This window comes from Rhodanobacter sp. UC4451_H18, from assembly GCF_052978225.1.
Genome location: NZ_CM129663.1, coordinates 243,568 through 256,079, shown reverse-complemented (window position 1 = coordinate 256,079; position 12,512 = coordinate 243,568). Strand labels below are relative to the sequence as shown.

Here is a 12,512-nt window from a genome sequence, read left to right as displayed (position 1 = left end):
GCCTCATGTCAGCCAGCGACCATCGCGCAGGCGCAGCTGGCGCGGCTTGCCGTCTTCGGTACTGACCTGGGCGGCGAGGTCGCCCAGGTGGGCCACCAGCGCCTGCGGCGCATCGACCAGCACCACGCGGCGCAGGTGGCCCTTGGGCGCCCGCGCCAACTGGCGCAGCATGGCTGCATCCACCGCCGACAGGGGCAGCTCCACCCCGCGCAGGAAATAGACGCCGAAATGCATGCTCTGCTGCATGTAACGCAACGCATTGCCGAGCCGCTCGCAGTCCGGCACCCGGGCATGGGCCTCGCGCAGGCTGCCCAGCCCGGTGTCCGGCTGCCACAGGTATACCGCCTGGCCGCTGTGCCTGGCCAGCACGCGCACCTGTTCGATCAGCGCTTCGGCGTCCTTGCTTTGCAACACGACCAGGCCACTGGGCGCGGTCAGGATGCGTTCGAATATCTCGGCGCCAGCCTGGGGTACGGCGGAGGCCATGGCGATGGTCATCTGGTTTCGTCCTGCGGCAGGTGCTGAATCCGGACCCGCGGCGAGCGCGGATGCCTTCGAATGGCCGGGAACCGATCGACCCTCGTCGACCCGGTTCAGTTAGCCAATCGCACCTGCGGGAATCGCCCGGGAGCACCCGCGCGTGCGACTGGTTTCGGCGGATACCGTCCGCAACGGTCCGATTTCACACCGCTGTCACCAGCGGGTCAAGCGCACGCGTCACATCTCGCAATCGCGACCACGGAACGGTATGGTTCAGGCCTCCTCCACCATGTGCCGACCCCCATGTTCGAAGGATTGCGATTCAACCACTGGCGGACCCACGAGGACGATGGCCTGGTGACGCTGACGCTCGACCGCGCCGGCAGCAGCGTCAATGCGATCAATCGTGCCGTGCTGGACGAGCTGGATCAGATCGTCGAGCGGCTGGCGATCGACATGCCCGCCGGCGTCATCATCCATTCGGGCAAGTCCGCGGGCTTTGCGGTGGGCGCGGACATCCGCGAGTTCGTGGAATACGCGCGCCAGGACACCGTGCGCGAGAACATCGAGCACGGCCAGCGCGTGTACGAAGCACTGGCCCGGCTCGCCTGCCCCACCGTGGCCGCGGTGCACGGTCCCTGCATGGGCGGCGGCACCGAATTGATCCTGGCGTGCCGTCTGCGCGTGGCGGCCGACGAGGACAGTACCCGCATCGCCCTGCCCGAGGTGATGCTTGGCATCCACCCCGGCTGGGGCGGCACGGCCCGCCTGCCACGCCTGATCGGTGCGGCCGAGGCGATGCCGGTGATGCTCACCGGCAAGCCGCTCTCGGCGCGGCGCGCACTCGCGCTGGGCGTGGTCGATCACCTCGCACGCCCGCAGGAGCTGCTGGCCGAGGCGCGCCTGCTGCTGCGACGCGCGCCGTCGCGACCGTTCGCGCGTCGCGCCAAGGCGTGGGCCAGCAACAGCTGGCTGGGGCGACAGATCCTGGCGCCGATCATGGTCAAGCAGACGGCGGCCAAGGTACGTCGCGAGCACTATCCGGCGCCGTTCGCCCTGATCGACGTGTGGAAGCGCGGCGGCAGCGACATCGGCCAGCGCTTGAAGATCGAAGCCGACTCGGTGGCGCGGCTGGCGCAGACACCCACCGCGCAGAACCTGATCCGCATCTTCTTCCTGCAGGAGCGGCTGAAGGGCCAGGGCGGCGGCGTCGATGCGGCCATCAACCGCGTGCACGTCGTGGGTGCCGGCGTGATGGGCGGCGACATCGCCGCCTGGGTGGCACTGAAAGGCATGGACGTGACCCTGCAGGACCGCGAGATGAAGTACATCCAGCCGGCGCTGGATCGCGCACGCGCGCTGTACGAGAAAAAGCTCAAGACCCCGGAGAAGATCGACGCGGCAGTGCAGCGGCTGCGCGCCGACGTCGACGGCAAGGGCGTCGCCCAGGCGGATCTGGCGATCGAGGCGATCTACGAGAATGCCGAGGCGAAAGAGGCGCTGTACGCCGCCATCGAGCCGCAGCTCAAGGACGGGGCAATCCTGGCCAGCAACACCTCCAGCATTCCGCTGGACGAACTGCGCGGCAAGCTCGCTCGTCCGGCAGACTTCCTCGGCCTGCATTTCTTCAACCCGGTGGCGCAGATGCCGCTGGTGGAGGTCGTGCGCCACGACCGGCTCGACCCGGCCATCGAGAAACGCGCGCTGGCGTTCTGCAAGGCGATCGGCAAGCTGCCGGTCGCGGTCAAGGGCACGCCGGGCTTCCTGGTCAACCGCATCCTGGTCCCGTACCTGCTCGAAGCCATGCGACTGTACAGCGAGGGCGTGCCCGGGGCGGTGCTCGATCGCGAGGCGAAGAAGTTCGGCATGCCGATGGGGCCGATCGAACTGGCCGACACGATCGGTCTGGACGTCTGCGCCTCGGTGGGCAAGGAGTTGGCGCCTTTCCTCGGCCTGGAGCTGCCGCCCGGCATGGACGAACGGCTCGCCGCCGGCAAGCGCGGCAAGAAGGACGGCCAGGGACTGTACGTGTGGCAGGACGGCAAGCCGCAGAAGCCCGAAGTGGACAACGACTACGTGACACCGCCGGACCTGCAGGATCGAATGATCCTGTCGATGGTCAACGAGGCGGTGGCCTGCCTGGCCGACGGCGTGGTCGACGACGCCGATCTGCTGGATGCAGGCGTGATCTTCGGCACCGGATTCGCACCCTTCCGTGGCGGCCCGATCCAGTACGTGCGCAGCGAAGGCGCCGACACGCTGAAGGCGAAGCTGGAGCAGTTGGCCCGCCGCCATGGCGACCGCTTCAAGCCCAAGCATGGCTGGGACCATCCGGCGTTGACGCAAGCGCCGGACCGCTGAATCGCGCGGCGGGCGGTGCCCGCCGCGCTTGCTTCGTGAGGCGGCGGTGCCCGCCCTACTTCGACCTCACCACATGAGATCGTCGGGTACGCCGTCGTCATCCGTGCCGGCGGTGCCCGGCGCCACCAGCAAGGCGACGTGGTTGGCGTCCAGTTCGCGCAGTTGCTCGGCCGTGTCGCGGCTGACCAGCAGGTAGCGACCGGCATGCTGCACCACGCCCAGTTCGCCGGCGTTGAGTGCCGCCAGCTGGGTTGCGTCGACATGGATGCGGCGGATCTTGCCGGCGTATTCGAAGTTGCGCACCTGGTCGGCATCGGCCTTGTTCAACGCCTGGCCATCCAGCAGTTGCTGGATGCGCAGCTTGCGCTCACGCCGCAGCCGGGCTTGCTCGGCCGCCTCGCGCTCGATCCGCTGGCGCTCGCGGGCTTCAGTCCGGGCACGCAGCGCGTATGCCTTGGCCAGGTCGATGTCCTGCTGGCTCTGTCCCGACGGCCGCGCCGCATGCGGCTTGCCGCCCTTGCGTGCGGGCTTGCCGGGCGACGCAGGCGTCGGGCGCTTCGGTTCGTGCGCGCGGTCCTGCTGCACTTGTTTGACGATGCCGCTCTTGAGCAGCTGATCGCGCAGGGAATCGGCCATGCGGGCATTCCGTGATCGGCAGGTGGGAGGGGTCCGGGTCAGTAATGCGGCGGCGGCGGTTCATCGTGCGGATCGTCACCCTGCGCGATGCGCATCGACGCCACCTCGCCGCGCAGGTCGCGCAGGGCGCGTTCCAGCGCAGCGATCCGCTGCGACTGGTCGGCGTCCGCCGTGGTCAGCGCCTGCACCGCCTCGTCGATGAAGGTCAGCTTGATCTCCATCTCGTCGAGCCGGCGGGCGAGCACGTCGTTCGAACTGTTCATCACGACAACTGCAGGCTGCGGCCACGGCCGATGCCGTAATAGGCCAGACCCGCCTCCTCCACCACGGCCGGGTCGTACAGGTTGCGGCCGTCGAAGATCGCCGGGACCGCCAGCGCGGCACGGATCGCCGCAAAATCGGGGCTGCGGAAGGCCTTCCACTCGGTGACCACGGCCAGCACGTCGGCGCCCTGCAGGGCAGCCGCGGCGTGCTCGCAAAGCACCAGATCGGCACGTTCGCCATACAGCCGCCGGGCTTCCTCGCGCGCTTCCGGGTCGAACGCGCGCACCTTCGCGCCGGCGCCCCACAGTTGTTCCATCAGGCGTCGGCTGGAAGCCTCGCGCATGTCGTCGGTATTCGGTTTGAACGCCAAGCCCCACAGCGCGATCGTGCGGCCGCCCAGCTGGCCGTCGAAATGCCGCGAGATCAGCTCGAACAACTTGCCCTTCTGCTGCCGGTTGACCGCCTCGACCGCACCGAGCAGGCGGGCCTCGTAGCCATGTGCGTGCGCGGTGCGTTCCAGCGCCTGCACGTCCTTGGGAAAGCACGAGCCGCCGTAACCGGCGCCCGGGTAGATGAAGCTGTAGCCGATGCGCGGGTCCGAGCCGATGCCCTGGCGCACCAGTTCCACGTCGGCGCCCACCCGCTCGGCGATGTTCGCGATCTCGTTCATGAAACTGATCTTGGTCGCCAGCATCGCGTTGGCGGCGTACTTGGTCAGCTCGGCCGAGCGCTCGTCCATCACCACCATGCGGTCGTGATTCCGGTTGAACGGCGCGTACAGCTTGCGCAGCAGGGCAACCGCGCGCGTGCTGGAAGCACCCACGACGATGCGGTCGGGGCGCAGGCAGTCTTCCACCGCCGCGCCCTCCTTCAGGAACTCCGGGTTCGACACCACGTCGAATTCCACCGTGGCCTGGCGCGCCGCCAGCTCGGCCGCGACGGCTTCGCGCACGCGATCGGCGGTACCCACCGGCACGGTCGACTTGTTCACCACCACGGCGTAACGCTGCAGGTGATGGCCGATCGTGCTGGCCACCTTCTGCACGTACTGCAGGTCGGCGCTGCCGTCCTCGTCCGGCGGCGTGCCGACGGCGATGAAGATCAATTCACCGTGGGCGATCGCCGGCGCCGCCTCGGTGGTGAAGTCGAGCCGGCCACTGGCATGGTTGCTCTGCACGATCGATTCCAGGCCCGGCTCGTAGATCGGGATCTCGCCGCGCTTCAGCCGCTCGACCTTGCCTGCGTCGATATCGACGCAGACCACGTGATTGCCCATCTCGGCCAGACAGGCACCGGTAACCAGTCCGACGTAGCCGGTACCAAAGATCGTTACCTTCATCATCGTTGAGGGTTTTCCTGGAAAGTGAACCGCCTATTCTAACCGCGCCGTCCGACAGCGACACACGGCGCAAAAAGAAGGGGCGCGAATCGCTTCGCGCCCCTTCGGCGAACCTGCTGGCGAACCGTCGGTTACTGCCCGTCGGAACCGCTGGGAGCTGCCGGCGTCGGGCCCGTCTTGACCAGGGTCACGTCGAAGATCAGCGTGGCATTGGGCGGCATGGGCGGCTGCGGCTCGGCACCATAGGCCAGCGACGCGGGAATGAACAACTTGTAGTGTCCACCCACCTGCATCAGCTGCAGGCCTTCGCGGAAGCCCGGGATCACGTTGGCGACCGGGATCGAGGCCGGCTTCGGACCATGCTTGGCGGAGGCGTCGAACACCTGGCCGTCCAGGAACGAGCCGGTGTAGTTGATCTCCACGGTGTCGTTCGGGCCCGGGCGGGCGCCGGTGCCGGCGGTGATCACCTTGTACTGCAGGCCGGAAGCCGTGGTCTTCACGCCAGGGGCGGTCTTGTTCTTGGCGAAGAAGGCGTCGCCTTCCGCCTTGTTCTTGGCTGCCTCCTGGGCGCGCTCGGCCTCGAACTTGGCCTGCACCTTGGTCATGAAGGCCTCGTAGACCTGCTTGGCCTCGGCCTCGCTGACGGTCGACTTCTGGCCCGACAGCGCGGCCTGCACGCCACGTGCCACGGCGGCGGGGTCCATCTCGTCGCGCAGGATCGGCGGCACGCTCTCGCCCATCTTGTAATAACCGAATACGTAGCTGGCCTTGGCCTTGTCGACGGGGGCGGCGGCGCCAGTCTTGGCGGCCTGGGCAAATGCGCCCGCCGTCATGCCCAGCGCAACGGCCATTGCCACTGCCGTCAGCGTGGGACGCAGAAAGTGCTTCATTTGTAACTCCCTCATGAAAATGGAAATGCCGGCATCGCCGGCCGGACCCCGCGTTGGAGGCAGGCCACGCATTGTGCGGTGCCGGCCTGTTCTTGGCAACGATCGCGCCTTGTGACCGTCAGACGGCATAAAGGTTCAGCGTTGCACGGATGCCGGCCGCCGCCTCGCACCCGCCCCCCGCGTGGGGCGTCGTTGTCAATCGGCCCCGTCCGCCGGCGGCTCCGGCTTGTCAAGGGTTTCCTTCAACGCCGCCTGCAACCGCGCATGCATGTGCACCAGGCCCCGCCACAGCACCACCGACAGCACCGCCCCCACCACCAGCAGGAAGATGGCGATGCCGCGCGGTGGCAGGATCGCCGAACCCAGCGCGCTCAGCAGGATGCCCAGCAGCAGCAGCGTGGCCAGCGGAATCACCCGCGCCAGCACACTTCGGATGGCGTGGGTGTAGGAGCGCGCAAAGCTCTCGCGTATGCCGATCTCGGCCAGCAACATGCCCAGCGCGCCGGCCTTGCGATACACCGCGATCAGCATCGGCAGCGACAGGAACAACGCGCAGGCCCAGATCACCGTGTGCCGCATCTCGCGCCCGATGCCCACCGTGGAGAACCAGGTCCAGCCATGCGCATTGACATAGGCGCCGACCATGAACAGGGTCACCACCAGCAGAACGTTCACCGCGATGTGCCACAGCAGGCGCCGCAGGATCGCCGCCAGCGTGGCGTTCTCGTTCACCGGCTTGAGATGTTCCAGCCAGCCGCTGTAGCTGGTGGCCAGCAATTGCACGGAACGTGGCGTGACCCGCCGCAACCCGCTGGCCACGCGGTCGCCCGAGCGCGACAGGTACGGCGACAACGCCATGCACACCACCGAGACCGCGACGGCCACCGGATAGATGAAGTCGCTGATCACGCCCAGTGAAAGGCCGAGCGTGGCGATCACGAACGAGAACTCGCCGATCTGCGCCATGCCGAGGCCCGCCCGCAGCGCGGTGCGCGGTTCGTGCCCGACCACCAGCACGCCGAGGCTGCAGGCCAGCGTCTTGCCGACGACGACCACCCCTGCGATCAACAGCGCCGGCACCGCGTACTGCCACAGCATCGCCGGGTCGATCTTCAGCCCGATCGCCACGAAGAACAGCGCGGCGAACATGTCGCGCAAAGGCTCGACCAGCTGGACCACCCGGCCGGCGCTGCGCGACTCGGCCACCACCGCCCCGGCCAGGAAGGCACCCAACGCCACGCTGAACCCCATCCACACCGCGACCAGGCTGGCGCCGAAACAGATCCCCAGCACGCTGACCAGCAGGGTTTCGTCGCGACCGAAGCCAGCCACGTAGTCCACCAGCCGCGGCAGCAGCAGCAGGCCCAGGATCATGCCGACCACCACGAACAGGCCCAGGTGTCCGATCAGGGTGAACGCCGCCTCCGCCTGCACCGAGCCGCCGATGGCCACCGCGGTGAGCAGGGTCAGCATGATGATGGCGAGCATGTCTTCGGCCACCAGCAGGCCCACCACCAGTTGGGCGAACGGCTGCTGACGCTGGCCCAGCTCGGACAGGGTGCGCGTCGCCACCATGGTCGAGGACAGCGAAATGATCGCGCCGAGAAACAGCGCATCCATGCCCTTCCAGCCGAACAGGCTGCCGATGCCGTAGCCGATCCACAGCATCAGGCCGACCTCGCCCACCGCCACCAGCAACATGCCGACACCCACGTCGCGCAGCTTGCGCACGCTGAATTCCAGGCCCAGCGTGAACATCAGCAGCACCACGCCCAGGTTGGAGATGTCGTCGATGGCGCGCGCGTCGCCGACCAGCACGCCGGGCGTGTGCGGACCGATCAGCACGCCAGCCAGGATGTAGCCCAGCAGCACCGGCTGACGCAGGCGCTGAAACAGGATCGTGGTGGCGCCGGCCACCAGCATCACCACGGCAAGATCACGGATGAACCCGATTTCGTGCATCGCCTTCCTTCGCCGTTGCCCTCGTCGCTGCAGCATAAAGGAGCGTCGGCGAAGATCGCGTCCGCATCGCCGCAGCCGTGGCGCGATGTGATGATGCGCACGCGCAACGGCGTCGAAAAAAAGCTTGACGGGCAAGCAACCCCACCCTATTCTTCTCGGCTTCCAGCGGCGGGGCCATAGCTCAGCTGGGAGAGCGCCTGCATGGCATGCAGGAGGTCGGCGGTTCGATCCCGCCTGGCTCCACCAGGTTTTGATTCAGTGCAAGTCCTTTGCGAGAACCCGCGCATCCATGTGCGGACTTTTCGAAAAATCAACGTCCCCATCGTCTAGAGGCCTAGGACATCACCCTTTCACGGTGGCGACCGGGGTTCGAATCCCCGTGGGGACGCCAAGTTGGACCGCGCAAGCTGGAAGCTGTTGCAACTGCGGAGTGGTAGTTCAGTTGGTTAGAATGCTGGCCTGTCACGCCGGAGGTCGCGGGTTCGAGTCCCGTCCACTCCGCCACCATTCAAAACGAAAACCCGCCTGGCGCGGGTTTTTTGTTGTGGTGATTTGTGCATCCATCCATGGGCGCAAAGATCAGGACGCAGCCATGGATCGCTTTGAATAGAACCGCTATTCCCCACCGCCTTCGTGCGACTCCGGCTGCGGCTCCAGGGTGCCGGTGGAATGCCCCTGCTCGGCGAGGTATTCCAGCCATCGGGCCAGGAATCGGTTCATGCGCAGGCGGTACTGGAACACCGAGTGCACCGGGGAAAACGGGCCCAGCACCTGCCACAGGTGCCGGCCCGGGTGGCAGTGCAGCGCCTCGGCGACATGCGCGTCGGTGTACATGCGCAACTGCGCCGAGGGCGCGCGCTGGCCGGTGTGCGCATCGACGAATCCGTAGGTGAGCTCCAGCTCGACGGTGTACGGGTGGTGCTCCTGCACCTGCAGGTGCACGTCCAGGCCGTCGTCCACGCTCGACACGTAGCGGCCGGCGGGAAGCTCGTGCGGCGCGAACAGCCGCGCGAGGCGGTGATAGTTCTCCGCATACAGACCCATCAGGGTCTCGAACCGTCCCGGCAGCAGGCTGTTTCGATGGTCCAGTACGGCACTCGTGGGCAACGCACAAACTCCGGATGAAAATCAGAACATGGTCCGCTCGATGCCGAAGCGGTCGAAGATCTTGCTGGCGATCTCCTCGATCGACACGTGAGTGGTGTTGAGGCTGGGTATCCCGGCCTGGCGCATCAGCCGTTCGGCCTGTTCCAGCTCCCAGCGGCATTGCGCGATCGTGGCGTAACGGCTGCCGGAGCGGCGCTGCTCGCGAATCTGCGCCAGGCGTACCGCGTCGATGGTCAGCCCGTAGAGGCGGTCCTTGTAGGGCCGCAGCCGCGCGGGCAACTCCAGTTTCTCCAGGTCCTCGTCGGTCAACGGATAGTTGGCGGCGCTGACGCCGTAATGCAAGGCCATGTACAGGCAGGTGGGCGTCTTGCCCGAACGCGACACGCCGACGAGGATCAGGTCGGCATCGGCGTAATTCACGTCGATCCCGTCGTCATGCGACAACGCGTAGTTGGTGGCGTTGATGCGCGCCTCGTACTTGTCGAAATCGACCATGCCGTGCGAGCGATTCACCGCACCGGACCGGCGCGTCTGCAGCTCTTCCTCCAGCGGACCGATGAACGGCGCGAACACGTCCAGCATCAGCGCACCGCTCGAAGCCACGATGTCGCACAGGTTGCGGTCGGCCATGGTGTTGACCACCACCGGACGCTGCCCGGTCTGTGCGTAGTTGGTCTTGATCCGCAGTGCAGCCAACTCGGCCTTGTGCGGGTTGTCGGTGAACGGCAACCGGTGCTTGTCGAACCGGACACCCTCGAACTGCGCCAGGATGCTGTTGCCGATCGTCTCGGCGGTAATACCAGTGGAATCGGAAATGAAAAACACGGTTCGCTGCATGTGAAGCTTCCGCCGGGCCGAGTGCGCAGGCTCGCACCTTAGCGCAAGGGCAAAACGCTGTCCCGTGTTGAACGCGCGTTGACTGGTATCGGGTTGGAATGACATCGCGTGGCACTGGTCTTCTTGTGCTTCGCACCATCCGCGGCGGACAATACCAGTTTCCCGCAGCGCGCCCGCGACCGCTGGTTCCCTGCCCCCCCGTTCCGCCATCCCGAGGAGACACCCTTGAACGACCTGGTGCTTTGGCTCGATCAACTGCGCATGACTGACCTTGGCAAGGTCGGCGGCAAGAATGCTTCGCTGGGCGAAATGATCGGCAACCTCGCCAAACTGGGTGTCTCGGTGCCCGGCGGCTTTGCCACCACCGCCAGTGCGTTCCAGCAGTATCTGGAAAAGAGCGGGCTGGCCCGGCGCATCCAGGATCGACTGGCCACGCTCGACGTCGACAACGTCGATGCCCTGGTCGCGGCCGGCAAGGAAATCCGCGGCTGGATCGTCGACACCGCCCTGCCCGCCGAACTCGAGCAGGCGATCCGCGCGGCCTACATCAAGCTGTGCAGGGACGCCGGTGCCGACGACATCGCGGTTGCGGTTCGTTCCTCTGCTACCGCCGAGGACCTGCCCGACGCCTCGTTCGCCGGCCAGCAGGAAACCTTCCTCAACGTGGTCGGCATCGACGACGTGCTGCACAAGGTGAAGGAGGTCTTCGCCTCGCTGTACAACGACCGGGCCATCGCCTACCGCGTGCATCAGGGCTACAAGCACGAGGACGTGTTCCTCTCCGCCGGCGTGCAGCTGATGGTGCGTTCGGACGTGGGCGCCTCCGGCGTGCTGTTCACGCTGGACACCGAGTCGGGCTTCCGCGACGTGGTGTTCGTCACCGGCTCCTATGGTCTGGGCGAGATGGTCGTGCAGGGCGCGGTGAATCCCGATGAGTTCTACGTGTTCAAGCCGACCCTGCGCGCAGGCAAGCCGGCCGTGCTTCGTCGCAACCTGGGCGCCAAGCAGTTGCGCATGGTCTATTCCAGCGCGCCGGGCGAGCGCGTGAGGACCGAGGACACTCCGGCCGAACTGCGCCACAAGTTCTGCATCAGCGACGACGACGTGCAGGAACTCGCCCGCCAGGCGCTGATCATCGAGAAACATTACGACCGCCCGATGGACATCGAGTGGGCGAAAGACGGCCACACCGGCAAGCTGTACATCGTGCAGGCCCGCCCGGAGACGGTGAAGTCGCGCTCGCATGCGACCCAGCTGGAGCGCTTCAGCCTCAGCGAGAAAGGCAAGGTGCTGGCCGAAGGCCGCTCGATCGGCCAGAAGATCGGCGCCGGCAAGGCCCGCGTGATCCGCTCCCTGAGCGACATGAACAAGGTGCAGGTCGGCGACGTACTGATCGCCGACATGACCGACCCCGACTGGGAGCCGGTGATGAAGCGCGCCTCGGCCATCGTCACCAACCGCGGTGGCCGCACCTGCCACGCGGCGATCATCGCGCGCGAGCTGGGCGTGCCGGCGGTGGTCGGCACCGGCAATGCGCTGGAGCTGATTCCGGATGGCGCCGACGTCACCGTGTCCTGCGCCGAAGGCGACACCGGCACGATCTACGAAGGCATCCTGAAGTTCGAGCGGATCACCGCGGATCTCGGCGACATGCCCGAGGCGCCGTTGAAGATCATGATGAACGTGGCCAACCCGGAGCGTGCCTTCGACTTCGGCCAGCTGCCGAACGCCGGCATCGGCCTGGCCCGGCTGGAGATGATCATCGCCAGCCACATCGGCGTGCATCCCAAGGCGCTGCTGGAATACGCCAAGCAGGACGCCGAAACCAAGGCAAAGATAGACGAGCGCATCGCCGGCTATGCCGGCCCGGTCGAGTTCTACGTCGATCGCCTCGCCGAAGGCATCGCCACCATCGCCGCCTCGGTCTACCCGAAGCCGGTGATCGTGCGCCTGTCCGACTTCAAGTCGAACGAGTACGCCGGCCTGCTGGGCGGCTCGCGCTACGAGCCGCACGAAGAGAACCCGATGATCGGTTTCCGCGGCGCCAGCCGCTACGTCGACCCCAGCTTCGCCGAGGCGTTCGCGCTGGAATGCAAGGCAGTGAAGCGCGTGCGCGAGGTGATGGGTCTCTCCAACGTGTGGGTGATGATCCCGTTCGTGCGCACGCTCGGCGAAGGCCGCAAGGTGATCGAGGTGCTGGCGAAGAACGGCCTCAAGCAGGGCGAGCACGAGCTCAAGGTCATCATGATGTGCGAGGTCCCGTCGAACGCCCTGCTCGCCGACGAGTTCCTCGACATCTTCGACGGCTTCTCGATCGGCTCGAACGACCTCACTCAGCTCACCCTGGGCCTGGACCGCGACTCCAGCATCGTCGCCGGCCTGTTCGACGAGCGCGACCCGGCGGTGAAGAAGCTGCTGGCCATGGCGATCAAGACCGCCCGCGCCAAGGGCAAGTACATCGGCATCTGCGGCCAGGGCCCCAGCGACCACCCCGACCTCGCGGAGTGGCTGATGGAACAAGGCATCGAATCGGTTTCGCTGAACCCGGACACCGTGGTCGATACCTGGTTGCGGTTGGCAAAGAAGAAGGCTGGCTGAGGCCAGCGCGTCCGGTGCGGCAAACATGCCGCGTTGTT

At 66.7% G+C, this 12,512-nt stretch carries 10 protein-coding genes and 3 tRNA genes; 5 read left to right on the top strand and 8 right to left on the bottom strand.

All coding sequences use genetic code 11. From position 1 onward, the window contains the following. Positions 1–3 precede the first annotated feature (3 nt). Positions 4–498: a hypothetical protein gene (locus tag ACVCMG_RS01330; RefSeq protein WP_395118837.1), complete on the bottom strand. Its 495-nt coding sequence runs from the start codon at positions 496–498 to the stop codon at positions 4–6. A gap of 285 nt (positions 499–783) precedes the next feature. Between ACVCMG_RS01330 and ACVCMG_RS01325 the strand changes: the two genes are divergently transcribed. Further along, positions 784–2,841, top strand: coding sequence for a 3-hydroxyacyl-CoA dehydrogenase NAD-binding domain-containing protein (locus tag ACVCMG_RS01325; RefSeq protein ID WP_447114698.1), 2,058 nt, complete (start codon positions 784–786; stop codon positions 2,839–2,841). 66 nt (positions 2,842–2,907) lie between these two features. On the opposite strand, the gene ACVCMG_RS01320 is transcribed toward ACVCMG_RS01325, so the two are convergent. The 5 genes from ACVCMG_RS01320 to ACVCMG_RS01300 all read right to left on the bottom strand — a co-directional run bounded on the left by ACVCMG_RS01320 (position 2,908) and on the right by ACVCMG_RS01300 (position 7,932). Then, entirely contained in the window at positions 2,908–3,477 is a 570-nt protein-coding gene (locus ACVCMG_RS01320) for a DUF2058 domain-containing protein (protein WP_395118841.1), read from the bottom strand. A 38-nt stretch (positions 3,478–3,515) separates the two neighbouring features. Further along, a complete protein-coding gene (locus ACVCMG_RS01315; protein ID WP_395118843.1) occupies positions 3,516–3,740 on the bottom strand; it encodes a SlyX family protein in 225 nt (74 codons plus the stop codon). After that, on the bottom strand, positions 3,740–5,080 hold the full coding sequence (locus ACVCMG_RS01310; protein WP_395121397.1) for a UDP-glucose dehydrogenase family protein: 1,341 nt from the start codon (positions 5,078–5,080) through the stop codon (positions 3,740–3,742). Before ACVCMG_RS01310 ends, ACVCMG_RS01315 begins: the two co-directional genes overlap by 1 nt. Positions 5,081–5,211: 131 nt before the next feature. Continuing rightward, on the bottom strand, positions 5,212–5,970 hold the full coding sequence (locus ACVCMG_RS01305; RefSeq protein ID WP_395118845.1) for an FKBP-type peptidyl-prolyl cis-trans isomerase: 759 nt from the start codon (positions 5,968–5,970) through the stop codon (positions 5,212–5,214). A gap of 195 nt (positions 5,971–6,165) precedes the next feature. After that, a complete protein-coding gene (locus tag ACVCMG_RS01300) occupies positions 6,166–7,932 on the bottom strand; it encodes a cation:proton antiporter (RefSeq protein ID WP_395118847.1) in 1,767 nt (588 codons plus the stop codon). 170 nt (positions 7,933–8,102) lie between these two features. Here ACVCMG_RS01300 and ACVCMG_RS01295 point away from each other — a divergent pair. The 3 genes from ACVCMG_RS01295 (at position 8,103) to ACVCMG_RS01285 (ending at position 8,436) form a co-directional block, all read left to right on the top strand. Then, positions 8,103–8,178: transfer RNA gene (locus ACVCMG_RS01295), tRNA-Ala, on the top strand. 69 nt (positions 8,179–8,247) lie between these two features. Further along, a tRNA-Glu gene (locus tag ACVCMG_RS01290) sits at positions 8,248–8,323 on the top strand. 36 nt (positions 8,324–8,359) lie between these two features. Continuing rightward, positions 8,360–8,436 (top strand) — tRNA-Asp (locus tag ACVCMG_RS01285). A gap of 111 nt (positions 8,437–8,547) precedes the next feature. On the opposite strand, the gene ACVCMG_RS01280 is transcribed toward ACVCMG_RS01285, so the two are convergent. Continuing rightward, complete coding sequence (locus ACVCMG_RS01280) at positions 8,548–8,976, bottom strand: DUF1249 domain-containing protein (protein WP_395121398.1); 429 nt, start codon at positions 8,974–8,976, stop codon at positions 8,548–8,550. Between the two features lie 84 nt (positions 8,977–9,060). Continuing rightward, on the bottom strand, positions 9,061–9,876 hold the full coding sequence (ppsR, locus tag ACVCMG_RS01275; protein ID WP_395118849.1) for a posphoenolpyruvate synthetase regulatory kinase/phosphorylase PpsR: 816 nt from the start codon (positions 9,874–9,876) through the stop codon (positions 9,061–9,063). Positions 9,877–10,101: 225 nt separating this feature from the next. Here ppsR and ppsA point away from each other — a divergent pair, with 225 nt between their 5' ends. Further along, positions 10,102–12,474, top strand: coding sequence for a phosphoenolpyruvate synthase (gene ppsA, locus ACVCMG_RS01270; protein ID WP_447100229.1), 2,373 nt, complete (start codon positions 10,102–10,104; stop codon positions 12,472–12,474). Positions 12,475–12,512 lie beyond the last annotated feature (38 nt).